Origin of the sequence: Burkholderia sp. Ac-20384, assembly GCF_017104605.1 — a bacterium.
In the GTDB taxonomy this organism is placed as follows: Bacteria; Pseudomonadota; Gammaproteobacteria; order Burkholderiales; family Burkholderiaceae; genus Burkholderia; species Burkholderia lata.
This window is the reverse complement of the sequence record NZ_JAAGPE010000152.1, coordinates 1-23,226: the sequence shown is the minus strand read 5'-3', so window position 1 is coordinate 23,226 and position 23,226 is coordinate 1. Positions and strand designations below refer to the sequence as shown.

At 63.5% G+C, this 23,226-nt stretch carries 22 protein-coding genes, 2 tRNA genes and 1 pseudogene; 20 read left to right on the top strand and 5 right to left on the bottom strand.

Translation table 11 applies throughout. The features are described 5' to 3' along the window. Window positions 1-202: NAD(P)-binding protein (locus G3O00_RS24885; RefSeq protein ID WP_146604182.1), on the bottom strand; the 202-nt coding region annotated here is incomplete at its 3' end. 178 nt (window positions 203-380) lie between these two features. On the opposite strand from G3O00_RS24885, the gene G3O00_RS24880 reads away from it, so the two are divergent. Both G3O00_RS24880 and G3O00_RS24875 read left to right on the top strand, forming a co-directional pair. Next, entirely contained in the window at window positions 381-1,163 is a 783-nt protein-coding gene (locus G3O00_RS24880; protein WP_011351770.1) for an SDR family oxidoreductase, read from the top strand. A 32-nt stretch (window positions 1,164-1,195) separates the two neighbouring features. Further along, a complete protein-coding gene (locus tag G3O00_RS24875) occupies window positions 1,196-1,627 on the top strand; it encodes a thioesterase family protein (RefSeq protein ID WP_011351771.1) in 432 nt (143 codons plus the stop codon). Window positions 1,628-1,737: 110 nt separating this feature from the next. On the opposite strand, the gene G3O00_RS24870 is transcribed toward G3O00_RS24875, so the two are convergent. After that, complete coding sequence (locus G3O00_RS24870) at window positions 1,738-2,283, bottom strand: LuxR C-terminal-related transcriptional regulator (protein ID WP_011351772.1); 546 nt, start codon at window positions 2,281-2,283, stop codon at window positions 1,738-1,740. Window positions 2,284-2,506: 223 nt separating this feature from the next. Here G3O00_RS24870 and G3O00_RS24865 point away from each other — a divergent pair, with 223 nt between their 5' ends. From G3O00_RS24865 to G3O00_RS24800, 14 genes are all read left to right on the top strand, one after another. After that, a complete protein-coding gene (locus tag G3O00_RS24865) occupies window positions 2,507-3,211 on the top strand; it encodes a CoA transferase subunit A (protein WP_011351773.1) in 705 nt (234 codons plus the stop codon). A gap of 1 nt (window position 3,212) precedes the next feature. Further along, window positions 3,213-3,854: a CoA transferase subunit B gene (locus G3O00_RS24860; protein WP_011351774.1), complete on the top strand. Its 642-nt coding sequence runs from the start codon at window positions 3,213-3,215 to the stop codon at window positions 3,852-3,854. Between the two features lie 205 nt (window positions 3,855-4,059). After that, window positions 4,060-4,956, top strand: a complete 897-nt coding sequence (locus tag G3O00_RS24855) for an alpha/beta hydrolase (protein WP_206144604.1) — start codon at window positions 4,060-4,062, stop codon at window positions 4,954-4,956. Between the two features lie 80 nt (window positions 4,957-5,036). Further along, window positions 5,037-5,390 carry a RidA family protein gene (locus G3O00_RS24850; RefSeq protein ID WP_206144603.1) on the top strand — a complete coding sequence of 118 codons (354 nt, stop codon included), beginning with the start codon at window positions 5,037-5,039 and terminating at the stop codon, window positions 5,388-5,390. Window positions 5,391-5,429: 39 nt separating this feature from the next. Then, window positions 5,430-7,664 (top strand): bifunctional (p)ppGpp synthetase/guanosine-3',5'-bis(diphosphate) 3'-pyrophosphohydrolase, encoded by a 2,235-nt coding sequence (locus G3O00_RS24845; RefSeq protein WP_011351777.1) that lies wholly within the window; start codon window positions 5,430-5,432, stop codon window positions 7,662-7,664. Window positions 7,665-7,751: 87 nt separating this feature from the next. After that, window positions 7,752-7,828, top strand: a tRNA-Val gene (locus G3O00_RS24840). A 271-nt stretch (window positions 7,829-8,099) separates the two neighbouring features. Then, window positions 8,100-10,007: a threonine--tRNA ligase gene (thrS, locus tag G3O00_RS24835; protein ID WP_011351778.1), complete on the top strand. Its 1,908-nt coding sequence runs from the start codon at window positions 8,100-8,102 to the stop codon at window positions 10,005-10,007. Between the two features lie 49 nt (window positions 10,008-10,056). Beyond that, a complete protein-coding gene (gene infC / locus G3O00_RS24830) occupies window positions 10,057-10,581 on the top strand; it encodes a translation initiation factor IF-3 (protein WP_071734130.1) in 525 nt (174 codons plus the stop codon). A 188-nt stretch (window positions 10,582-10,769) separates the two neighbouring features. Next, a complete protein-coding gene (gene rpmI / locus G3O00_RS24825; protein WP_004191477.1) occupies window positions 10,770-10,967 on the top strand; it encodes a 50S ribosomal protein L35 in 198 nt (65 codons plus the stop codon). Between the two features lie 29 nt (window positions 10,968-10,996). Then, a complete protein-coding gene (gene rplT / locus G3O00_RS24820; RefSeq protein ID WP_004192938.1) occupies window positions 10,997-11,356 on the top strand; it encodes a 50S ribosomal protein L20 in 360 nt (119 codons plus the stop codon). Window positions 11,357-11,504: 148 nt separating this feature from the next. Beyond that, window positions 11,505-12,518 (top strand): phenylalanine--tRNA ligase subunit alpha, encoded by a 1,014-nt coding sequence (gene pheS / locus G3O00_RS24815; protein WP_041492813.1) that lies wholly within the window; start codon window positions 11,505-11,507, stop codon window positions 12,516-12,518. Between the two features lie 96 nt (window positions 12,519-12,614). Continuing rightward, complete coding sequence (pheT, locus tag G3O00_RS24810; RefSeq protein ID WP_206144602.1) at window positions 12,615-15,044, top strand: phenylalanine--tRNA ligase subunit beta; 2,430 nt, start codon at window positions 12,615-12,617, stop codon at window positions 15,042-15,044. A 72-nt stretch (window positions 15,045-15,116) separates the two neighbouring features. Next, window positions 15,117-15,503, top strand: coding sequence for an integration host factor subunit alpha (locus tag G3O00_RS24805; RefSeq protein ID WP_006486093.1), 387 nt, complete (start codon window positions 15,117-15,119; stop codon window positions 15,501-15,503). Window positions 15,504-15,564: 61 nt separating this feature from the next. Continuing rightward, a complete protein-coding gene (locus G3O00_RS24800; protein ID WP_174934019.1) occupies window positions 15,565-15,978 on the top strand; it encodes a MerR family transcriptional regulator in 414 nt (137 codons plus the stop codon). Window positions 15,979-16,057: 79 nt separating this feature from the next. On the opposite strand, the gene G3O00_RS24795 is transcribed toward G3O00_RS24800, so the two are convergent. Together G3O00_RS24795 and G3O00_RS24790 are read right to left on the bottom strand one after the other, a co-directional pair. After that, window positions 16,058-18,268, bottom strand: coding sequence for a hypothetical protein (locus G3O00_RS24795; protein ID WP_206144601.1), 2,211 nt, complete (start codon window positions 18,266-18,268; stop codon window positions 16,058-16,060). Window positions 18,269-18,613: 345 nt separating this feature from the next. After that, on the bottom strand, window positions 18,614-19,429 hold the full coding sequence (locus G3O00_RS24790; RefSeq protein ID WP_346778997.1) for a tyrosine-protein phosphatase: 816 nt from the start codon (window positions 19,427-19,429) through the stop codon (window positions 18,614-18,616). Between the two features lie 398 nt (window positions 19,430-19,827). Here G3O00_RS24790 and G3O00_RS24785 point away from each other — a divergent pair, with 398 nt between their 5' ends. The 4 genes from G3O00_RS24785 to G3O00_RS24770 all read left to right on the top strand — a co-directional run bounded on the left by G3O00_RS24785 (window position 19,828) and on the right by G3O00_RS24770 (window position 22,949). After that, a complete protein-coding gene (locus G3O00_RS24785) occupies window positions 19,828-20,541 on the top strand; it encodes a methyltransferase domain-containing protein (protein WP_206144599.1) in 714 nt (237 codons plus the stop codon). A gap of 158 nt (window positions 20,542-20,699) precedes the next feature. After that, window positions 20,700-20,776 (top strand) — tRNA-Pro (locus G3O00_RS24780). A 140-nt stretch (window positions 20,777-20,916) separates the two neighbouring features. Further along, window positions 20,917-22,128 carry an outer membrane protein assembly factor BamC gene (gene bamC, locus G3O00_RS24775; RefSeq protein ID WP_011351785.1) on the top strand — a complete coding sequence of 404 codons (1,212 nt, stop codon included), beginning with the start codon at window positions 20,917-20,919 and terminating at the stop codon, window positions 22,126-22,128. 530 nt (window positions 22,129-22,658) lie between these two features. Beyond that, window positions 22,659-22,949 (top strand): putative quinol monooxygenase, encoded by a 291-nt coding sequence (locus G3O00_RS24770; protein WP_174934026.1) that lies wholly within the window; start codon window positions 22,659-22,661, stop codon window positions 22,947-22,949. A 40-nt stretch (window positions 22,950-22,989) separates the two neighbouring features. Here the strand turns inward: G3O00_RS24770 and G3O00_RS43480 are convergent. Next, window positions 22,990-23,226 (bottom strand): annotated as a pseudogene (locus G3O00_RS43480) (hypothetical protein); the annotation flags it as partial.

Sequence of the window (23,226 nt, the reverse complement as noted above, 5' to 3'; positions counted from 1 at the left end):
TCACCGCGCCCGACAGGATGTGCGCGCCGATCTCGGAACCCTTCTCGAGCACGCACACGCCGATCTCGGTGCCTTTCTCGGCGGCCAGCTGCTTGAGCCGGATCGCCGCCGACAGCCCGGCGGGGCCGCCGCCGACGATCACGACGTCGTATTCCATCGATTCGCGCGGGCCGTATTGCTCGATGAGGCTTGCGGGGGTCATTGGCGTTCCTCTAACCGTTAGAATGCTTTTATTCGGGAGCGTATTGTCTGCGAAACGAAACGCTTGCCGCAACAGCATGCGGCTAGATTAGCACGATCGTTCTATTTTCGTGCTAGGGTAATGCCGTTCGGGCCGTATTGTCCGTGGCGGCGAAACGACATCGAAAGGGGAAGTGCAAATGGGTCGGTCGATCAATCTGGAAGGCAAGGTTGCGCTGGTCACGGGCGCGTCGAGCGGCCTCGGGCAGCGCTTTGCACAGGTGCTGTCGCAGGCCGGCGCGAAGGTCGTGCTCGCGAGCCGTCGCGTCGAGCGCCTGAAGGAGCTGCGTGCCGAGATCGAGGCGGCGGGCGGTGCTGCGCACGTCGTGTCGCTCGACGTCACCGACGTCCAGAGCATCAAGGCGGCGGTCGCGCACGCGGAGACGGAAGCCGGTACGATCGACATCCTCGTGAACAATTCGGGCGTCTCGACAATGCAGAAGCTCGTCGACGTGACGCCGGCCGATTTCGAGTTCGTATTCGACACCAACACGCGCGGCGCATTCTTCGTCGCGCAGGAAGTCGCGAAGCGGATGATCATGCGCGCGAACGGAAGCGGCAACGGCAAGCCGCCGTGCCGGATCATCAACATCGCGTCGGTGGCCGGGCTGCGCGTGTTTCCGCAGATCGGCCTGTACGCGATGAGCAAGGCGGCGGTCGTGCAGATGACGCGCGCGATGGCGCTCGAGTGGGGGCGCCACGGGATCAACGTCAACGCGATCTGTCCGGGTTATATCGATACCGAAATCAATCATTACCTGTGGGAAACCGAGCAGGGCCAGAAGCTGCAGTCGATGCTGCCGCGCCGGCGCGTCGGCAAGCCGCAGGATCTCGACGGGCTGTTGTTGCTGCTCGCGGCCGACGAGTCGCAGTTCATCAATGGCTCGATTATCTCCGCCGACGACGGTTTCGGCCTCGCCTGAGCGGATGACATTCAGCAACAAAGAAGACTGCAATGAGTGATTATTCCCCCGTTTTTGAGATGTCGATGCCGATCCGCTGGGGCGACATGGACGCGTTCGGCCATGTGAACAACACGGTCTATTTCCGCTACATGGAGCAGGCGCGGATCTCGTGGTTCGAGGAGCTCGGCATCGCCGGCGGCAATGGCGAGGGGCAGGGGCCCGTCATCGTCACGGCGTCGATGGAGTTTCTCAAGCAGCTGCACTATCCGGGCGACGTGATCGCGAGGATGTCGGCTGCGAAACCCGGCCGTAGCAGCTTCGACACGGGTTTCGAGCTCACGCGCGCCGACGATCCGCAGCATGTCTATGCGCGCGGCAATGCGCGATGTGTGTGGGTCGACTACGCGCTCGGCAAGTCGGTGCCGTTGCCCCAGTTGCTGCGCGACACGATCGAGCGCGCGCTCGCGGCGAAGGTCGGCTGAGCGTCGATTCCGCGAAGCCGGGCCGGCACCAGGTCGCCGGCGGCGCGCCATGCCCGTTGTTTCCCGAATCGGCCGCCCTGTGCGGCCGATTGTCATACGGGCGCCGTCATTCACTGCCCGAGCAGGCGCTGCAGCAGCTCGGGCGTATTGTTGGTCCCGTACTTGCGCATCAGCCGTGCGCGGTAGATGTCGACCGTGCGTGAGCTGATGTCGAGCACGCGCCCGATCTGCTTGCTGGTCTTGCCGGTCGCGAGCTGCGCGGCGATCTCGCGCTCGCGCGGGGTCAGTTCGACGGCGACGCGACGCGTCGCGCTCAAATCCTCGAAGGTCCACACGCCCGCCGCAAGCGGCGCGGTGCGGTCGATCGCGCGGCCGGTGACGTGGCACCAGAACAGCTCGCCGTCCGCCCGTTTCATGATTCTGTCATCCGAGTAGATGCCGTTCGCCGCCATGACGCGCGCGATACGTTCGCCGATTCGCTGGAATTCGTCCGTTGACGGGTAGAGCACCTCGTACGATTTTCCGATCAGGTCGGCCCGCGCGCAGCGAAAGATCGACGCGAGCGCGTCGTTGCAGTCCTCGATCACGCGGTCGCGCGACAGGACGAGGCCGAGCGGCGCGAGGAGGAAGGCAGTCTGGTAGTCGAGAGCGGGCATGGCGCAGGCAAGCGGAGGCAAACGCTTATGTATTTTTGCGTATTGTGCCGCATCCGCGCCGCATCGTACCCTTTCAGGCATCTCGTGGCGGTTTGCCGCGGTATAAAAACAGCGCGCCTCGACGCAGGCATCGCCGTGCATGCATAGAATGATGCGGCGGGCTTGCGGGCCACGTGGGCGCGTGAACCGGTTTCGCTGGTTTCCATAGAGGAAGGGACAACTGATGAACAAAGTCTATCCAAGCGCGGCTGCCGCGCTGGAAGGGATCGTCCGCGATGGACAAACCTTCGCGGTGGGCGGCTTCGGCCTGTGCGGGATTCCGGAGGCGTTGATCGCGGCGTTGCGCGATACGGCCGTCAAGGGCATCACCTGCATCAGCAACAACGCAGGCGTCGACGGTTTCGGCCTCGGGCTGCTGCTGGAAACGCGCCAGATCAAGAAGATGATCTCGTCGTACGTCGGCGAGAACAAGGAGTTCGAGCGCCAGTACCTGGCCGGCGAACTCGAGCTCGAATTCACGCCGCAAGGCACGCTCGCCGAAAAGCTGCGTGCAGGCGGTGCGGGCATCCCGGCGTTCTTCACGAACACGGGCTACGGCACCGTGATCGCGGAAGGCAAGGAAACGCGCCAGTTCGGCGATCGCCACTACGTGCTCGAGCCGTCGCTGACGGCCGATGTCGCGCTCGTGAAGGCCTGGAAGGCCGACAAGTCCGGCAACCTGATCTTTCGCCGCACCGCGCGCAACTTCAACCCGATGTGTGCGATGGCCGGCAAGATCACCGTCGCCGAGGTCGAGGAGATCGTCGAGAACGGCGCGCTCGATCCGGACCACATCCACACGCCGGGGATTTTCGTGCAGCGTATCGTGCTGAACGCGACGCCTGAAAAACGCATCGAACAACGCGTCGTACGCGCGAAAGGAGACTGACATGGCCTGGAATCGTGACCAGATGGCCGCGCGCGCGGCGAAGGAACTGCAGGACGGCTTCTACGTGAACCTCGGCATCGGCCTGCCGACGCTCGTTGCGAACCACGTGCCGGAAGGCGTCGAGGTGTGGCTGCAGTCGGAGAACGGCCTGCTCGGCATCGGCCCGTCGCCGACCGAAGACGAAGTCGACGCCGATCTCATCAACGCCGGCAAGCAGACCGTCACGACGCTGCCGGGCTCGTCGATCTTCTCGTCGGCCGATTCGTTCGCGATGATCCGCGGTGGCCACATCAACCTGGCGATCCTCGGCGCGATGCAGGTCAGCAAGCAGGGCGACCTCGCGAACTGGATGATCCCCGGCAAGATGATCAAGGGGATGGGCGGCGCGATGGATCTCGTCGCCGGCGTGAAGCGCGTCGTCGTGCTGATGGAGCATGTCGCGAAGGGCGACCAGCACAAGATCCTCGAAGAATGCAACCTGCCGTTGACGGGTGTCGGCGTGGTCGACCTGATCATCACCGATCTCGGCGTGATCGAAGTGACGCCGTCCGGCCTGAAGGTGCTTGAGCTCGCCGACGGCGTGAGCGCCGACGAGATCCAGGCGAAGACGGGCGCGCCGCTCGACATCAGCGCGGTCGCATAAGGTTCCGCGCGTACGCGCGGCTTCAACGCCCCGCAAGCCGGACGACGGCATGCGGGGCGTTTGTCATTGTCAACGTCAGGTCGATTGTCGGGTGTCCGATGAGCGGACCCGTACGGCTGAAGCGGTTTACAATCGTTTGCATCGGGCGTCGCAAGCGTTGCCCCGCGCGTCGCCCCCGTTCGACAGGATGCCAACGATGCCAACGATGCCAACGACCCCAGCGAATTCCCAGGTTCCTCGCCAGCGGCGCGTGCAGTGTGCGAGCGCTGCCGGCCTTCACCACGTCGCCTACACCGAGTGGGGCGATCCCGCCAACCCGCGCGTGCTGGTCTGCGTGCATGGCCTGACCCGTTCCGGACGCGATTTCGACCGGCTCGCGGTTGCGCTGTCCGATACGTATCGCGTCGTCTGCCCCGATGTCGTCGGGCGCGGCCAGTCGGACTGGCTGGCTGATCCGCGGCTCTATGCGATCCCGCAATACGTGGCCGATATGGTGACGCTGATTGCGCGACTCGACGTGGAGTCGGTGGACTGGTTCGGCACGTCGATGGGCGGGTTGATCGGCATGGCGTTCGCGGGGTTGCCCGGTTCGCCGCTGCGCCGGATGATCGTCAACGACGTCGGCCCGCGCATCGAACCTGATTCGCTGACGCGCATCGGCGAGTATCTCGGCGTGCAGCCGCGCTTTGCGACCCGGCAGGAGGGCATCGACTATCTGACGTCGCTGTCGCTGCCGTTCGGTGCGCTGACCGCCGACGAGTGGCGCGAGATCAACGGGCCGCTGCTGCGCGAACTGCTCGAAGGTGGCTGGACGATCCGCTACGATCCGCGCATCTCTGAGCCGTTCAAGGCGACGACGCCCGAATTGGCGGCGCTCGGCGAGGCCGCGCTGTGGCACGCGATCGAGACGACGAACGCATCGCTGCTCGTCGTGCGTGGCGAGACGTCGGATCTGCTGTCGCGTGAGACGGTGGCCGACATGGTGCGTCGCGGCCGGCATGTGACGCATGCCGAGATTCCAGGGGCGGGCCACGCGCCGGCGTTCATCGATGCAAGCCAGATTGCCCTCGCGCGGCGGTTTTTCGTCGAAGGCGGCGCATAAACGCGTCATAATATGCGGTTAGGCGGCACGCGGGCCGTGCCGCCGCCCGATTTCTCACCCATTCACGACCGGAACATTCCATGGCAGTCATTCGTCACCACGTCGGGGCCCGTCTCTCCGAAACCGCGATCCACAACGGTACCGTGTATCTGGCCGGCCAGATCGCCGAAGACACCACGCAGGACATCAAGGGCCAGACGCGCGAAGTGCTCGGCCACATCGACCGCCTGCTCGCCGAAGCGAACAGCGACAAGGCGCATCTGCTGTCGGTGCAGATCTACATCTCGGATCTGGCGAACTTCGAAGGCATGAATGCGGAGTGGGATGTATGGGTCGCGCACGGCAACACGCCGCCGCGTGCCACCGTCGAGGCGAAGCTTGCGGATCCGGCGCTGCTCGTCGAGATCGTGGTCGTTGCTGCCCAGCGGAGCTGAACGAAACCCGACGATGATCGCATTCCGCCAGGCCAAGCAATGACCGAGTCCGTTTCCGCCTCCCCCGTCGCGGCACCGTCGTTCGACGACGTGCTCGCGTTCGTGCGCGAGCGGGCCGGCGACGTGCGCCTGTCGTCGGGCGAGCTGCTCGCCGATCACTCGGCGGGCACGGCGTCGATCATGCGTACGCTGAACGTCGACCCGTCCGCGATGCAGGCGGCTGCGTTGTTCGTACTGACACCGCACCTGAGCGACCCCGAGCGCGAACTCACCGAGCGTTTCGGCGACGAAGTGGCGCGGCTCGTGTCCGACGTGCGCAAGCTGTTGCGACTCGGTACCGTCAGCCTGCGTGCCGCGCAGAATGCGGTGCCCGATGCGGGGCGCGATGCGGCGGAAGAGCGGCGTACGCAGATCGAGGCGCTGCGCAAGATGCTGCTTTCGTTCGCGCAGGACATCCGCGTGGTGCTGATCCGGCTCGCGTCGCGCTTGCAGTCGCTGCGCTACTACGCGGCCGCGAAGATCGACCCGCCGCCCGACGTCGCGCGCGAGACGCTCGAAATTTATGCGCCGCTCGCGAACCGTCTGGGTATCTGGCAACTGAAGTGGGAGCTCGAGGATCTCGCGTTCCGCTTCGAGGATCCCGTCACCTACAAGCGGATCGCGAAGCTGCTCGACGAGAAGCGCATCGAGCGCGAAGCGTACGTCACGCAGGCGATCGACCGGTTGCAGCAAGAGCTGGCGGACGCGAACATCCAGGCTGACGTGAGCGGCCGGCCGAAGCATATCTACAGTATCTGGCGCAAGATGCGCGGCAAGGAGCTCGACTTCTCCGAGCTGTATGACGTGCGCGCGTTTCGCGTGATCGTGCCGGACATCAAGGATTGCTACGCGGTGCTCGGCATCGTGCATCACCTGTGGCAGCCGGTGCCGAAGGAATTCGACGACTACATCTCGCGGCCGAAGCCGAACGGCTACAAGTCGCTGCACACGGTCGTGATCGGCGATGACGGTCGCGCGTTCGAAGTGCAGATCCGTACGCAGGAGATGCACCGTTTCGCCGAGTATGGCGTCGCTGCGCACTGGCGCTACAAGGAAGCCGGCGCGCGCGGCTACGGTGGCCAGTTCTCGGCAAGCGACAAGTACGACGAGAAGATCGCATGGCTGCGCCAGTTGCTCGCGTGGAAGGATGACGTCGAGGACGGCGCGGAAAAGTCGGGCGACAAGGCGTGGGCGCAATTGCGCGAGACGTCGCTCGACGACGATCACATCTACGTGCTGACGCCGCAGGCGCGTGTGATCGCGTTGCCGCAGGGCGCGACGCCGGTCGATTTCGCGTATCACCTGCACAGCGAACTTGGCCATCGCTGCCGTGGTGCGCGCGTCGACGGCGCGATGGTGCCGCTCAATACGCCGCTCGCAAACGGCCAGACGGTCGAGATCGTCGCGGTGAAGGAGGGCGGACCGTCGCGCGACTGGTTGAACCTGCAGCTCGGCTATATGAAGAGCCCGCGTGCGCGTCAGAAAGTGCGTGCGTGGTTCAACTCGATCGAGCAGGAGGAAAACGTCTCGCATGGCCGCGCGCTCGTCGAAAAGACGCTGCAACGCGAGGGCAAGACGTCGGTCAACCTGGACAATCTCGCCGCGAAGCTCGGCTTCAAGTCGCCCGAAGAACTGTTCTCGGTCGTCGGCAAGGAAGAGTTCAGCCTGCGCAATGTCGAGCACGCGCTGTCCGATGCGCCGCCACCCGAGCCAGCGCCCGAGGCGCCTGCCGATTTCGAGAAGCGCAGCAGCGGCGCGAGCGTGGCGCACGGTGCGTCGACCGGCGTACTGGTCGTGGGCGTCGACGCGCTGCTGACCCAGCTCGCGCGCTGCTGTCGTCCGGCGCCGCCCGATCCGATCAGCGGTTTCGTCACGCGCGGCAAGGGGATGTCGATCCACCGGACCGATTGCCCGACGTTCCGCCGGATGGTCGAGCGCGCGCCGGAACGCGTGCTGCAGACGACCTGGTCGGCCGACGTGCTCGGCGGGCGCGGGGTGTCCGTCTATCCGGTCGACCTGATGATCGAGGCGAGCGACCGGCAAGGGTTGCTGCGCGACATCTCCGAAGTATTCGCGCGCGAGAAGATGAACGTGGTGGGCGTGAAGACGCAGAGCCGCCGCAATGCGGCATTCATGCAGTTCACGGTCGAGGTATCGAACTCGGCGCAGGTGCAGCGTGCGTGCACGTTGCTCGGCGAGGTACAGGGCGTCGTGCGGGCGGGGCGGAAGGCGTGAGGTGGGGTTCGAACACCGTTATTTTGCTGCGACCGCATAAAAATACTTGCCAAGCGGGTAACGGCTCCATATAATCTTAGCTTCACTAGGCTCGTAGCTCAGCTGGTTAGAGCACCACCTTGACATGGTGGGGGTCGTTGGTTCGAGTCCAATCGAGCCTACCAACGAATTGAGAATGCCCGGCTTCCGGGTGTTCGATGCAGCAAATAACTCAACGCGAACAAGGCGAATACGGTTATGACACCGCGAACGTTGACCGAAACCTTTTCGGAGCGACGCTAGTCGAGGAACCCTTTCGCCCTTTCAGTTTGAGTGAAGTATCGAATGCGGCCCCTCGAAAGCGGGGCCGCATTTTTTTTGTCGCGAAATTTTCCCGCGTGATTTTTATATCGCGTACCTGGTCTGCCGCCCACTGTCGGCATCACGGAGATTGCTATGGTTTCGATACGCTTGCCTGACGGCTCAGTTCGACAATACGAGCATCCGGTGACAGTTGCCGAGGTTGCAGCCTCGATCGGTCCCGGCCTTGCGAAGGCTGCGCTTGGTGGCAAGCTCGATGGCGAGCTCGTCGATACGTCGGCCGTGATCGACCGCGACGCGTCGCTCGCGATCGTGACGGACAAGGACGCCGACGGCCTCGACATCATCCGTCACTCGACGGCGCACTTGCTCGCGTACGCGGTGAAGGAACTGTACCCGGACGCGCAGGTGACGATCGGCCCGGTGATCGACAACGGCTTCTATTACGACTTCTCGTACAACCGCCCGTTTACGCCCGAAGATCTGGAGAAGATCGAAAAGCGCATGCAGGAGCTCGTGAAGAAGGACGAGCCCGTGACGCGCCGTGTCGTGTCGCGTGACGAAGCGGCGGGCTACTTCCGCAGCATCGGCGAGAAGTACAAGGCCGAGATCATCGAATCGATTCCGCAAAGCGACGAAATCAAGCTGTATTCGCACGGCGGCTTTACCGATCTGTGCCGTGGTCCGCACGTGCCGTCCACCGGCAAGCTGAAGGTCTTCAAGCTGATGAAGGTCGCGGGCGCGTACTGGCGCGGCGATTCGAAGAACGAGCAGCTGCAGCGCATCTACGGTACGGCCTGGACCAGGAAGGAAGATCAGGATCAATACCTGCACATGCTCGAGGAAGCGGAAAAGCGCGATCACCGCAAGCTCGGCAAGCAGCTCGACCTGTTCCACATGCAGGAAGAGTCGCCGGGCATGGTGTTCTGGCATCCGAAGGGCTGGGCGCTGTGGCAGCAGGTCGAGCAGTACATGCGCCGCCGCGTGAACGAAGCCGGCTACCTCGAGATCAAGACGCCGATGATCATGGACCGTTCGCTGTGGGAAGCGTCGGGCCACTGGCAGAACTATCGCGAGAACATGTTCACGACGGAGTCGGAGAAGCGCGACTACGCGATCAAGCCGATGAACTGCCCGGGCCACGTCCAGGTGTTCAAGCACGGCCTGCGTTCGTACCGCGACCTGCCGCTGCGTTACGCGGAATTCGGTTCGTGCCACCGCAATGAGGCATCGGGCGCGCTGCATGGCCTGATGCGCGTGCGCGGCTTCGTGCAGGACGATGCGCACATCTTCTGTACGGAAGACCAGTTCATCTCGGAATCGATCGCGTTCAACACGCTGGCAATGAGTGTGTACAAGGACTTCGGTTTCGATCACATCGACATCAAGCTGTCGCTGCGCCCGGAGCAACGTGCGGGCACGGACGAAACGTGGGATCGCGCCGAGCAGGGCTTGCGCGACGCGCTGACGGCCTGCGGCCTCACGTGGGAAGAGCTGCCGGGTGAAGGCGCGTTCTACGGTCCGAAGATCGAGTACCACATCAAGGATGCGCTCGGCCGTTCGTGGCAGTGCGGCACGCTGCAGCTCGACATGGTGCTGCCGGAGCGCCTCGGCGCCGAGTATGTCGCGGATGACAGCAGCCGTCGTCGTCCGGTGATGTTGCACCGTGCAATCGTCGGTTCGATGGAGCGTTTCCTCGGCATTTTGATCGAGCACCACGCTGGTGCGATGCCGGCCTGGCTCGCGCCGTTCCAGGCAGTTGTGCTCAATATCGCCGAAAGTCAGGCCGAATATGCGCAATCCCTGGCCCAATCGTTGCAAAAACAAGGGGTTAGAGTGACGGCCGATTTGCGCAATGAGAAGATTAGCTATAAAATACGCGAGCACACGCTGGAAAAGGTGCCTTATCTCCTCGTCGTGGGCGATAAGGAGCGTGATGCGCAAACGGTAGCCGTGCGTGCCCGTGGCGGCGTCGATCTTGGCGTGATGCCGGTCGAAGCCTTCGTTGAGCGTCTGCAGGAAGACCTGCGCTCGTTCAAGTAACCGCCCTGGCAGCGCGGCTCGTTTTTTTAATTTTTAGAGGAAACGTAACATCGCTACTGATAAGTCGTCGCATCGCATCAACGGTGAAATCACTGCGCCGGAAGTGCGTCTGGTCGGGATCGAGAACGAACCGCTCGGTATCGTAAAACTCGCTGATGCTTTCCGTAAATCGGAAGAACTGGATGTTGACCTGGTGGAAATCGCGCCGCAAGCGGTTCCCCCGGTTTGCCGTCTGATGGATTACGGCAAGTTCAAGTACCAGGAATCGAAGAAGCAGCACGAAGCGAAGCTGAAGCAGAAGGTCATCCAGGTCAAGGAAGTCAAGTTCCGCCCGGGTACCGATGACGGGGATTACAACGTCAAGCTCCGCAATCTCGTGCGCTTCCTCGAAGAGGGCGACAAGACGAAGATCACGTTGCGTTTCCGCGGCCGTGAAATGGCACACCAGGAAATCGGTATGCGGATGCTTGAGCGTCTGCGCACGGATCTCGAGGAAGTCGGCCAGGTTGAGCAGATGCCGAAGATGGAAGGGCGCCAGATGATCATGGTGCTCTCGCCGAAGAAAAAGAAGTAACGGGCCCGCGCGCTTCGCGCGCAGGTTCGCAGTGGTTCGGCGCGTTGCCCGGTCAGGGCGGCGTGCCAACAATGACGGCGGCTGCGCAAGCGGTTGCCGTACACAAGTGGACTGGGTTTCGAAGGGCGGGTCAAGGGCGCAAGCCAACCGCACACCCATCGCCATCTAATAAACTGGAGTTGTTCGTCATGCCTAAGATGAAGACCAAGAAGAGTGCTGCAAAGCGCTTCGTGGTGCGTCCGGGCGGTACCGTCAAGCGCGGTCAAGCCTTCAAGCGTCACATCCTGACCAAGAAAACCACGAAGAACAAGCGTCACCTGCGCGGCGCAACGGCAGTTCATGATTCCGATCTGAACTCCGTCCGCGCGATGCTGCCGTTCGCGTAACCCCTAACTGATACTCTAAGGAGAGAAACATGCCTCGAGTCAAACGTGGGGTAACCGCACGGGCCCGCCACAAGAAGATCATCAACCTGGCCAAGGGTTATCGCGGCCGCCGCAATAACGTCTACCGCATCGCCAAGCAGGCGGTGATGCGCGCTGGTCAGTACGCGTACCGCGATCGCCGCAACAAGAAGCGTGTGTTCCGCGCACTGTGGATCACGCGTATCAACGCGGCAGTTCGCCAGCACGACATGACCTACAGCGTGTTCATCAACGGCCTGAAGAAGGCGTCGATCGAACTCGACCGTAAGGTTCTGGCCGACATGGCGGTGTTCGACAAGGCTGCTTTTGCTGCGATCGTCAAGCAGGTGAAAGCCGCCGTTGCAGCCTAATTGCGAAATTAGCACTGCGTGGTTAGTTGCAGCGAGGTTCCGGTAGTCTCGGCCGCTGCAGCGAAAACGGGGCTCTTCCGAGCCCCTTTTTTGTTTGGTGGGCGATTTCGCTCGCCAAGACCGAATGACGTTGGAAATGATGGGATCTATGGATCTGGACCAGATTGTCGCCGACGCGCAGCAGTCCTTCGAACAGGCTGCCGACATCACCACGCTCGAAAACGAGAAAGCACGATTTCTCGGCAAGTCGGGTGCGCTGACCGAGTTGCTGAAGGGCCTCGGCAAGCTCGATCCCGAAGCACGCAAGACCGAAGGTGCACGCATCAACGTCGTGAAGCAGCAGGTTGAAGCCGCACTGACCGCCCGTCGCCAGGCACTGGCCGACGCGCTGCTGAATCAGCGCCTTACCGCCGAAGCGATCGACGTGACGTTGCCGGGCCGCGGCGCCGGTGCAGGCAGCCTGCACCCCGTGATGCGCACGTGGGAGCGTGTCGAACAGATTTTCGGCTCGATCGGTTTCGATGTGGCCGACGGCCCCGAAATCGAGACCGACTGGTACAACTTCACGTCGCTGAACAGCCCGGAGAACCATCCGGCGCGTTCGATGCAGGACACCTTCTACGTCGAAGGCAAGGATGCCGACGGCCGCCAGCTGCTGCTGCGCACGCACACGAGCCCGATGCAGGTGCGTTACGCGCGCATGAATCGTCCGCCGATCAAGGTGATCGCGCCGGGCCGCACGTATCGCGTCGACAGTGATGCGACCCACTCGCCGATGTTCAATCAGGTCGAGGGGCTGTGGATCGACGAAAACATCAGCTTCGCCGACCTCAAGGGCGTCTATACCGACTTCCTGAAAAAATTCTTCGAGCGCGACGACATCCTCGTGCGCTTCCGTCCGTCGTATTTCCCGTTCACGGAACCGTCGGCCGAGATCGACATGATGTTCGAGCAAGGCAAGAACGCCGGCAAGTGGCTCGAGATCTCCGGTTCGGGGCAGGTGCATCCGACCGTGATTCGCAACATGGGCCTCGATCCCGAGCGCTACATCGGCTTTGCGTTTGGCAGCGGCCTCGAGCGCCTGACGATGCTGCGCTACGGCGTCCAGGATCTCCGGCTGTTCTTCGAGAACGACCTGCGTTTCCTGCGCCAGTTCGCGTAACGCCGCGCGCCGCGCCGACCTGTGCCCGTGCACGCCCCGACGGACGATCCGACGGGGCCCGGGCGTCGATCTAACCTGTTTCGAACGTAGACATCCATGCAATTCCCTGAATCCTGGTTGAGAACCTTTGTCGACCCGCAGCTGACGACCGACGAACTGTCGCACGCGCTGACGATGGCGGGGCTCGAAGTCGAATCGCTGAGCAAGGCTGCGCCGCCGACGTCGAAGATCGTCGTCGGCCGCGTGCTCGAAGTCGTCAAGCATCCGGATGCGGACAAGCTCAATGTCTGCCAGGTCGACGCCGGCACCGGCGCGACGCTGAATATCGTCTGCGGCGCACCGAACGTCGCACCCGGCATCAAGGTACCGGTCGCGCTGGTCGGCGCGGAACTGCCGCCGGCAGAAGAGGGCGGCAAGCCGTTCGCGATCAAGCTGTCGAAGCTGCGCGGCGTGGAGAGCCAGGGGATGCTGTGCTCGGCACGCGAGCTGAAGCTGTCCGAGGATCACAGCGGGCTGCTGGTGCTGCCGGAAGACACGCCGGTCGGCCAGGACATCCGCGAGACGCTCAATCTCGACGACACGATCTTCGAAATCAAGCTGACGCCGAACAAGGCCGACTGCCTGTCCGTGTTCGGCATTGCACGCGAGACGGCCGCGATCACCGGCGCGCCGCTGACGCCGGTCGACATCCGCCCGGTGCGCGTCGAGCTCGACGAGACGCTGCCGGTGCACATTGCCGCCCCCGATCTGTGCGGTCGCTTCTCGGGTCGCGTGATCCGTGGCGTGAACGCGCATGCGAAGACGCCGCAGTGGATGGTCGAGCGCCTCGCGCGTTCCGGCCAGCGCAGCGTGTCGGCGCTCGTCGACATCTCGAACTACGTGATGTTCGAGCTCGGCCGCCCGTCGCACGTGTTCGATCTCGACAAGATCCACGGCGGTATCGAGGTGCGCTGGGGCAAGCGCGGCGAATCGCTGAAGCTGCTCAACGGCAACACGGTCGAACTCGACGAAACGGTCGGCGTGATTTCGGACGACCGTCAGGTCGAAAGCCTGGCCGGCATCATGGGCGGTGACAGCACGGCCGTCACGCTCGATACGACCAACATCTACCTGGAAGCCGCATTCTGGTGGCCGGACAGCATCCGCGGCCGTGCGCGCAAGTACAACTTCTCGACCGATGCGGCTCATCGCTTCGAGCGCGGCGTCGACTACGCGACGACCGTCGAGCACGTCGAGCGCATCACGCAACTGATTCTCGAAATCTGCGGCGGCAAGGCCGGCCCGGTCGACGATCAGTCGGTGAACCTGCCGCAGCGCGCGCCGGTGAAGATGCGCGTATCGCGCGCGAACCGCATCATCGGCGTGCAGATCGGCGCCGACGAGATCGCCAGCATCTTCATGCGCCTCGGCCTGCCGTTCGAGCGTGAAGACGATGCGTTCCTCGTCACGCCGCCGTCGCATCGCTTCGACATCGAAATCGAGGAAGACCTGATCGAGGAAGTGGCGCGCATCTACGGCTTCGAAAAGATTCCGGCGCGTCCGCCGGTCGCGACGAGCGAAATGCGCGCGACCAACGAGACGCGGCGCTCGATCCACGACATCCGTCACGCGCTCGCCGCGCGCGACTACGCGGAAACCGTCAACTTCAGCTTCGTCGATGCGGAGTGGGAGCAGGATTTCGCGGGCAACGACCATCCGATCCGTCTGCTGAACCCGATCGCGAGCCAGCTGTCGGTGATGCGCACGACGCTGTTCGGCAGCCTGATTTCCGTGCTGCGCCACAACCTGAACCGCCGCGCGGATCGGGTGCGCCTGTTCGAGGCTGGCCGCGTGTTCCTCACCGATGCGGCGGCGAAGGCCGGTGAGCTGACGGTCGAGGGCTACGTGCAGCCGAAGCGCGTCGGTGCGCTTGCCTATGGTCCGGCGCTCGACGAGCAGTGGGGCACGGAAACCCGCCCGGTCGATTTCTTCGACGTGAAGGGCGATCTCGAGGCGCTGCTCGCGCCTGCGGCCGCACGCTTCGTGAAGGCCGAGCATCCGGCCCTCCATCCGGGCCGCAGCGCGCGCATCGAAGTCGATGGCCGTGCGGTCGGCTGGATCGGCGAACTGCACCCGCGCCTGATGCAGAAGTACGAGCTGCCGCACGCGCCGGTGATGTTCGAGGTCGACGCGGACGCGCTGATTGCACGTGCGTTGCCCGCACCGACCGACGTGTCGAAATTCCCGCCGGTTCGTCGCGATATTGCCGTGGTCGTCGATCAGGCGGTCGAGGTTCAGGCACTTTTCGACGAAATGAAGAAGGCGCTTGCCGAAGAGGCCTGCCGATTCGTTCAGAAGGTTGTACTCTTCGACGAATTTCGTGCAAAATCAAATACTTCCGGTGGTCTTGCCGCGCACGAGAAGAGCCTTGCCTTCCGTGTGACGCTGCAGGACGCGGCTGGCACGCTACAGGACGAGGTCGTCGATCAGGCGATCCAGACGCTGGTCGAGCGGATGGCTCGTGCTGGTGCGCGTCTGCGCGGCTAAGGAAGAGGTCCGCCCGCTCGCGGGCGGCCTTTTCCGATCGTAAGTTTTGATTTAACGCGCTGTATGGCAGATATGAACGACATGACCTCGAGTGAATTCGAAGCCCTCCTGACGGCGCAACGCAGCGCCATGAACCGCGACGCTTCGGCGCCGGCGTCCACCGAGACGCCCACGCTGACGAAGGCGGAACTGGCGGAGCTGCTGTTCGACAGCGTCGGGCTGAACAAGCGTGAAGCGAAGGACATGGTCGAGGCGTTTTTCGAGGTGATTCGCGACGCGCTCGAAAACGGCGAAAGCGTCAAGCTGTCGGGGTTCGGCAATTTCCAGTTGCGCGACAAGCCGCAGCGTCCGGGCCGCAATCCAAAAACGGGCGAGGCGATTCCGATCGCGGCCCGCCGGGTGGTAACCTTCCACGCGAGCCAGAAGCTGAAGGCGCTGGTCGAAAACGGCGCGGAGTAAGCCCCGCGCGCTGACGTCTCCGCGCGGCCGCCGCGCACCCTTTACCGACGGTTAACCGACGATGACCACTACGGTTGAGAAAGTCGTCTTGCCTCCGATTCCCGCGAAGCGCTACTTCACGATCGGTGAAGTCAGCGAACTGTGCGGGGTCAAGCCGCATGTGCTGCGTTATTGGGAACAGGAATTCACTCAACTGCGGCCGGTGAAGCGGCGTGGCAATCGTCGGTATTACCAGCACCACGAAGTGCTGCTGATCCGGCGGATTCGCGAGTTGCTGTACGAGCAGGGATTCACGATCAACGGCGCGCGCAACCGGCTCGATTCGCCGGTCGGCGAGCGGGCCGCGGCGGCACCCGTCGAGCCGGAGGCGCCGGCCACCGATGCACGCGCACCGGGCAAGCCGGGCGCAACCGTCGACGTCATTGCATTGCGGCAGGCGCTGCTCGACGTGATCGACGGACTGAAGCACGACTGAGTGCGAAGCGCGAAGGATGAAATGAAAAGCCCGGTTGGCGACGTGCCACCGGGCTTTTTTCATGCGTGTCGCGTGCGCTTCAGCGTGACGCGAGCGGGTTCTTCTGCCCCATGTCGACGACCAGCGTGCCGTCCGGCAGCATCCGCACCGAGCCTTGCGCGACCTGGCTGCGGTAGCCGTACAGGTCGAAACGCATCGGGCCGGCCTCAGCCGAATTCCGGATCAGCGCGCGCACGTTCAGTTCGAGCACGTTGAACATCTTCATGTCGCCGCCTTCCATCCACATGTAGCTCGGTGCATCGATCTGCGGCCGTTGCGGTGCGGGCGCACCTGCCATGCGCCTGAACGTGAGACGCAGCCCGTCGCGCTCGACCGTTGCCTGTCCGAGCTTGCCGTTCAGCACGGGTGGCGGGAACACGGTGTACTGGTCGAGCACGAGCGTGTCGCCGCGCAGTTCCGCGCCGCGACGCTGCAACGGCGTCAGCGAAGCGAGCTCGATGCCGAGCGAACGCAGCAGCTTCGCCTGCGGGATGCCGAGCACCGACACCTGGGACGGCTTGAACGCGAGATGCCGGTCGTCGAGCACCGACAGCGTGCCCTTCATGTCGGTGGGTAGCCAGACACCCGGCACGTGATTCCACAGCTTGATGCCGCCCTGGACGCGCAGGTTCGTGCCGTCCGCGCTCAGTTGCAGGTCGTTGAGCGAGCGCGGCGCGTAGTCGAGCAGATAGTTGTTGAAGAGCGCGGACATCGCCTTCCATGACTCGACGACCGTGCCGCCGAGAATGCGAATGTCGTACTGGTTCGGATCGTCGAGATCGACGGGTTCGCCGGGCCGCTTCGAGACGAGTTCCACGTCGAGATCCTCGACGTGAAAGCCGATATCCCCGGACAGGTTGAAGTCGACGTTGCGCAGATGGATCGTCGGGTTGCGGTTCGACACGTGCCGTTCGTTGAACGGCGTGGTCGACGTGCGCCGCATCGCGACCTTCTGCATGCCGGGGTGAGCGGTGTTCGCCGCGAGTGCGTAGGCTTCCCAGTGCTGGCGTATGTCGCGCAGCGCATTCTGCTGCGCGGCGAGGAAGCTGTCGTTCAGGCGCGCGGCTGCGTTGCCGAGCAGCGCGCCGCTGGCCGGGCCTGCGTACGACGGCATCCGGATCGCCATCGCGCCGCTTTCGTCGAAATTGAAGTAGCCGGCCGACACCTGGTCGCGATAGTGATACAGGTCGAACACGAAAGTCTGGTCGCGCTTCGTGGCATCGACCGGACCGATCAGGATGTCCGCGTTCATCGGCATCGAGCGCATGAACTTCACGTCGCCGCCGCGAATGTACATCGCTTGCTGCGGTGCGCTCGCGGGCATCGCGAAGCCGGCATGCGTGCCGTCGTCGAGCTTCAGGTCGAGGCCGGCCGGCGTCACGCGCAGCGCGGTGATCGTGAGCTTCAGGCGCGGCGGCGGCATCAGCTTGTCGACCGACATCACAAGATCGTCGCCGGCGAGTTGCGCAATCGGCGTCTGGACTTTCAGCAGGTCGGCCATCTTCACGTTGGCCGCTCGCATCACCGGCTGCGCGTTGATGCCAGATACGCGCACACCCGTCGGATGGAACACGAGCTGGTTGCCGTCACGGATCGTGAGCGTACCGGTCAGCGAGAACGGCACCCAGCCGTCGCGCTGCATCTCGCCTTCCAGGTGGATCACGCCGTCGCCGGCCGACACGGCGAGCTTGCGCAGCGGTGCGTTACGGTAGCCGAAGATGTAGGTGTTGAAGAGGGCGGTCAGCTTCGCGTTGTCGAGCGTGACCGTGCCTTCATGCACGTCGATTTCGAAGCTCGTCGGATCGTCGAACACGATCGGCGCGCCGGTTTGCGTCGGCACGAGCGTGGCCGACAACTGATGGATGAAGAAACCGAGGTTGTTGACGATGCGGAAATCGACGTCGCGCAGGAACGTCATCGCGCCGTTCTGGCCCGAGTCGCGCAGCGTGAACGGGCGCGGTTGCGTGAGGCTGATCGATGCGAGCGACGGCACGGTGCGTGCGACCTGCTGCTCGCGGGCGAGGCGTTCGGCCTTGGTGCGTTCGATCTTTGTCGACGCGATCGACGTGTTGCCGTCACGCTGCGCGGACGATTCTGCGCAACCGGCACACAGCAGCGCGAGCGTCAGCACGCCGCAGCCGAATACGCGGGACGTCGTGGGTGAGGTGGGGCGACCCGCGCGTGGCGGGCCTGAAATCCAGTCGAAAATTGCCAAAGGCGAGCGATGGCCGCGCCGGACCGCATTCCGCATCGTCTGTCTCCATGTCTTGTCGTGATCGACGGCGGCGCGCGCCACTGCACGGCGCGAGCGTCGATGGCGAGGAGTGTGGCATAGCGCGCTAGAGCGGCGTTACCAAACAACGGGCGCCCGGGCGGGGCGGGCCGGCGGGCTGCGGGACAACGGATTCGGGGTGGTTGGACGGCCGGATCAAACGGTCGTTTGGTTTGCACGATCCGTCATTGGCCGATGTTGCTGCGTCCGGGCAAACCCGCGCCCGCCTTGGCCGGTTCGGGTTTCGCCGGATACGAATTGCACCGGCCGCGGCGGTCGAAGCGCGGATGCGATCCGGCCTCCTTCGCAGCGGCCGCGGGTCGATCAGACCAGCATATGCTGCCGGATTGCGTTCAGCGTCGCCTGGTCGAGTTGCAGGCCGTTCGCGATATACGACGTCATCGAGCCGTACGACGTGGTGACCTGATCGAATGCCGCCTGCAGATAGTCGGTGTGTGCGCCTTGCAGTGCGGTCATCATGTCTGCTGCATTTTGCCCGCCGGCTTTTTGTGCCTGGGCGACCGACGCGGCGATTTCCGATGCGCTATAGGTGTTGGTCAGCAGATAGTCGGCGAGTATCGTCTGCTCCGACGCCCCGAGGATCGTGTGCAGGATCGCGGTTGCCCAGCCCGTGCGATCCTTGCCGGCCGTGCAATGGAACACCAGGTTTTCGCCGGAGGCGGCGAAGCCGGTGAAGAGCGCGTGATAGCTGGCATGCGCGGTGTCCGACGTGACGAACGCGCGGTACATGCTCAACATGAATGCCGTCGCGGTGGCACCGGTGGTCGGAATCGGATCGATACTGGCGGCTCCGAGCACGTTGAGGTTTTGCCAGGTGGCGCCGGCCAGCGGCACATCAGGTTGCGTCTTGATCTCGGCGGGCGTGCGCAGGTCGCAGACCTGCCTGATGCCGAGCGTGGCGACGGTGGCGATATCCGCGGCCGACAACGCGAGCGCGGATGACCGATAGATCAGGCCTTTCTTCATCTTCGCGCCGCTCGTCGTCACGTAGCCGGTTCCGTCCGGTCCGGCCGTGTCGCGAAAATTCGATGCGGAACTCAGCCGCGGTGTCGTGACCGGCGCGACCGAAATCGAGTCGCCCCCGCATGCGGACAGAAGCGATGCGCTTCCCAGCGCCACGCCTATCGTGCCGGCGCCCAGCCGGAGAAAATGTCGACGGGAAATTTCGTTTTTCTGATGCATTCAATGCCCTGTGTCGGAGACGGTTACGAGAGGTCGCGACTGCGGTGGTGACCGAAGCCGCCTCCTGTATCGCGCGCGACGCGGCATAGCCGGGGCGGGCCGGATCGATCGGCATGCAGTCGGACGGTTCGCCCGTGCGCATCGATCTCGCGCCGGGTAAGCGCACGGTAGCGATTTGCGGCAAAGCGGCCATCGTCCTTTTCGATTAGGTCGGCATGCGGGTTGCCGGTGTCGGTTACGCGTAGTCGACAGGTAGGATCGGCGGCAGCCGCGGGGTAAGATCGGCATCAGTGGCTGTATCGACCAAAGCACAGTAGCCATCACGGGGAAGCGTCATGGATCTCAAGGAAGTCGACGTATTGGGTGCGGGCGTGGGCGATCACTGGTACTACGCGTCGAAGGCGAGTGCGATCCGTCGGTTCCTGGGGGTGCCAGGCGCGAACCGGATACTCGATGTCGGTGCAGGCTCCGGCTTCTTCTCGAAGCACTTGCTGGAGCGTACGGAGGCGACGGAGGCGTGGTGTGTCGATACGAGCTACGCCGACGATACCGATGGAGAGGCGTCCGGCAAGCCCATCCACTTTCGACGATCCGTTGATCGATTCGATGCCGATCTCGTGTTGCTGATGGACGTGCTCGAGCATGTCGACGACGATGTCGGTCTGCTCACGCAGTACGTAAAGGGCGCGCCTTCAGGCAGCCGGTTCCTGATCACGGTTCCCGCGTTCCAGTTCCTCTGGAGCGGTCATGACGATTTTCTCGAGCACAAGCGCCGATATACGCTCGGCAGTCTCGAGGACGTGGTGCGTCGCGCGGGGCTCGACGTCGAGCACGGTGCCTATTATTTCGGTCTCACGTTTCCGCTCGCGGCAGCGTTGCGGCTCGGCGAGCGGGTGCGTCGGCAGCCGAGCGAGCCGGCGTCGCAATTGCGTCGTCACCATCCGTTCGTCAACGGCCTGCTCAAGACGATCTGCCGCATCGAGTTGCCGATGTTCCGCTTCAACCGCGTCGCCGGGCTGACGGTCATCTGTGTCGCACGCAAGCGGTGACGGCGATGCGAGGCCGTGCGGCCGGTGCGCAGGGGGCGATGCCATGCGCGTCGTTGCGTGCACCGGACCCGTCACGCCAAAAAATTTCACAAGAATATTCACAAAATGCATGCGACCCGTTCTAAATCGGAAAACTGTCTGTTATAATTTTTTTCTTTCGGGGCGTAGCGCAGCCTGGTAGCGTACCTGCATGGGGTGCAGGTGGTCGGAGGTTCAAATCCTCTCGCCCCGACCAGATAAGAACCCGCGTCAGCTCAAGCTGACGCGGGTTTTTTCTTGCCGGTCGCTTTTTTGCACATCGCGACGCGGCCCCGGTAAAATGCAAGGTTGATCCACGGAAAGCGCCGTGATTTAGCGGAAGAGGATTCCCCGAACATGACTGATCTTCGTCTTACCATGCGGTTCGCTGCAGTGCTCGCCACCGGCGCGCTCGTTGCCGGTTGCGGTACGTCGTCGCCCACGAAAGTGGACTACAAGAGCGATTCGAAATCGAAAGAAGCGTCGCTCGCAGTGCCGCCCAACATGCTCGACGAGACGGCCGATCAGCGTTCGCTGCCGCCCCAGGGCGGCGCGACTTCCCTGTCCGCGCTTCAGCAGGTTCAGCAGGCCGCGCCTGCGCTGGACACTGTCGCTCCGGCCGTGGCCGGCATGCATATCCAGCGCGACGGCACCGAGAGCTGGCTCGTGATTGACGGCAAGCAGCCGGCCGACGTCTGGCCGCAGGTTCGCCGCTTCTGGCAGGAGCAGGGCTTCCTGCTGGTCGTCGACCAGCGCGACAAGGGCGTGATGGAAACCGACTGGAACGAAACCCATCCGCAGATCAACGACGGCCTGATCCGTAGCGTGATCTCGAAGGCGATGGGCAACTCGTACGTGACGGCCGAGCGCAACAAGTACCGTACGCGTCTCGATTCGGCGCCGAATGGCGGCACCTACGTGTTCATCAGCCAGAAGGGGATGCGCGAAGCGATCACTGGTTCGAACAACGATTCGAGCAAGTGGGAGCCGAAGCCGAATGATCCGGCGCTCGAGACCGAGTACCTGAAGCGATTGATGGCGGTGCTCGCACAGAACGAGCAGCGCGCGAAGAACGGCGAGCCGCCCATCGCGAACATCAAGGACAACACGGTACCGAAGGACAAGGACAAGAAGGCCGACGACGCATCGTCGAAGGCTGCTGCAGCCATTGCCGCGCAAAACGTCTCCCGCACGTCGGCGCAAGCCAACGATGCGGCCGATGCTGCCGTCCCGTCGGAAGTCACGCTTGGCGAGCCGTATGACCGGTCGTGGCTGCACGTCGGTCTCGCGCTCGATCGTGCGAACTTCACGGTCGACGATCGTGATCGCTCGAAGGGTCTGTATTTCGTGCGCTATGTCGATCCGAAGGATCTGACTTCGGCCGAGCAGGGCTTCTGGAGCCAGCTGTTCCACGGCAAGAAGGAAAAGCAGGCGAAGCAATACCGTGTCAACGTGAAGGCACTCACGGCCGACCAGACGCGTGTCGCGGTCATCGACGATTCGGGCGCGATCGACACGTCGTCGCCGGCTCGCCAGATCATGGGGCTGCTCGTGAATCAGCTCCGCTGATTCCGGCGTTTCTCCGCATCAATGAAAAGCCCGCCATTTGGCGGGCTTTTTTCATGGCCGCTCGCCGGCGCACACATGTGCTGGAGGTTCGGTCCCTCCTCGTGACGTTACGTAACATCCGCGCGTTACGGCGGCCAAACACATGTCGCATCGTCGGTGTCTAAAAATTTTTCCTTATAAATCAAAGGAGTCGTCGGTTCATGGCAGCTGGCACGCAACCTGCTTTATATGTTGGAATTGTTGAAACAGGGAGGATGACGTCAGATGCCGGGGGTGCGCCGCGAGCGCCCGATCAACGGTATCGACGTCTTCGAATGTCGGCGCGACAAGCGTCGGCGCAACTGATGATGATCCGCGCCAGCGTGCGGATCTCGATGGCCCCGTCGCCTATCCTCGTAGGGCGACGGTTTCGCCCGCGCTTCTCTGAAGCGCGGGCTATTTTTTTGGGGCCGTCGCGCGATGCCGTGCTGGCGCAGCCGATTTGCGATTCGCGTATTCTCGGACTTTTCCAGATGAAGGAGGGGGCGGGAATGGCGGAAATTGCAGTCGTGGCGCTGATCGTGGCGAAGCAGGGCGCCGAGGAGAAGTTGCGTGCCCAGCTCGAAGGGATCGTCGAGCCGACCCGCAACGAAGCGGGGGCATTGCAGTACGACCTGCACCGGGACCTGAAGGAGCCCGCGCGGTTCGTATTCGTCGAGCGCTGGGAAAGCGAGGAGGCGCTTGCTGCTCACGCGCGTTCCGCGCACATTCTCGCTTATCGTGAGGCGGCCGCGAACTGGATCGAGCGTTCCGAAATCCGCGTGCTGTCGAAGCTCGTCTGAGCCGGGTGGGGCGACCGGACGTGTCCGGTCGCGCGGTGCGTCAGTGCGACGTGCTGGGTACGTCGAGGATCAGGATGATCGTCCAGTCGGCGTCGCCGTCGTGATGGTACTGGCGCTCTGCGACGATGAACGGTTGCTGCTTGCCTTGCGGGCCGACCGGCTGGCGGCGCTGCCGGAGTTCGTGGCCTGCGCGGTGCTCGATACCGATCGCGTGCTGCATCGCGGCACGGGCGAAGGCTGGTCCGACGACGACGACGCATGACGCTCGAGGGTGCCG

Bases quoted from the DNA above. Each gene is read 5' to 3' on its own strand.
- G3O00_RS24880 (WP_011351770.1), top strand. From the start codon at position 381: ATGGGTCGGTCGATCAATCTGGAAGGCAAGGTTGCGCTGGTCACGGGC.
- G3O00_RS24875 (WP_011351771.1), top strand. From the start codon at position 1,196: ATGAGTGATTATTCCCCCGTTTTTGAGATGTCGATGCCGATCCGCTGG.
- G3O00_RS24870 (WP_011351772.1), bottom strand. From the start codon at position 2,283: ATGCCCGCTCTCGACTACCAGACTGCCTTCCTCCTCGCGCCGCTCGGC.
- G3O00_RS24865 (WP_011351773.1), top strand. From the start codon at position 2,507: ATGAACAAAGTCTATCCAAGCGCGGCTGCCGCGCTGGAAGGGATCGTC.
- G3O00_RS24860 (WP_011351774.1), top strand. From the start codon at position 3,213: ATGGCCTGGAATCGTGACCAGATGGCCGCGCGCGCGGCGAAGGAACTG.
- G3O00_RS24855 (WP_206144604.1), top strand. From the start codon at position 4,060: ATGCCAACGACCCCAGCGAATTCCCAGGTTCCTCGCCAGCGGCGCGTG.
- G3O00_RS24850 (WP_206144603.1), top strand. From the start codon at position 5,037: ATGGCAGTCATTCGTCACCACGTCGGGGCCCGTCTCTCCGAAACCGCG.
- G3O00_RS24845 (WP_011351777.1), top strand. From the start codon at position 5,430: ATGACCGAGTCCGTTTCCGCCTCCCCCGTCGCGGCACCGTCGTTCGAC.
- thrS (WP_011351778.1), top strand. From the start codon at position 8,100: ATGGTTTCGATACGCTTGCCTGACGGCTCAGTTCGACAATACGAGCAT.
- rpmI (WP_004191477.1), top strand. From the start codon at position 10,770: ATGCCTAAGATGAAGACCAAGAAGAGTGCTGCAAAGCGCTTCGTGGTG.
- rplT (WP_004192938.1), top strand. From the start codon at position 10,997: ATGCCTCGAGTCAAACGTGGGGTAACCGCACGGGCCCGCCACAAGAAG.
- pheS (WP_041492813.1), top strand. From the start codon at position 11,505: ATGGATCTGGACCAGATTGTCGCCGACGCGCAGCAGTCCTTCGAACAG.
- pheT (WP_206144602.1), top strand. From the start codon at position 12,615: ATGCAATTCCCTGAATCCTGGTTGAGAACCTTTGTCGACCCGCAGCTG.
- G3O00_RS24805 (WP_006486093.1), top strand. From the start codon at position 15,117: ATGAACGACATGACCTCGAGTGAATTCGAAGCCCTCCTGACGGCGCAA.
- G3O00_RS24800 (WP_174934019.1), top strand. From the start codon at position 15,565: ATGACCACTACGGTTGAGAAAGTCGTCTTGCCTCCGATTCCCGCGAAG.
- G3O00_RS24795 (WP_206144601.1), bottom strand. From the start codon at position 18,268: ATGCGGAATGCGGTCCGGCGCGGCCATCGCTCGCCTTTGGCAATTTTC.
- G3O00_RS24785 (WP_206144599.1), top strand. From the start codon at position 19,828: ATGGATCTCAAGGAAGTCGACGTATTGGGTGCGGGCGTGGGCGATCAC.
- bamC (WP_011351785.1), top strand. From the start codon at position 20,917: ATGACTGATCTTCGTCTTACCATGCGGTTCGCTGCAGTGCTCGCCACC.
- G3O00_RS24770 (WP_174934026.1), top strand. From the start codon at position 22,659: ATGGCGGAAATTGCAGTCGTGGCGCTGATCGTGGCGAAGCAGGGCGCC.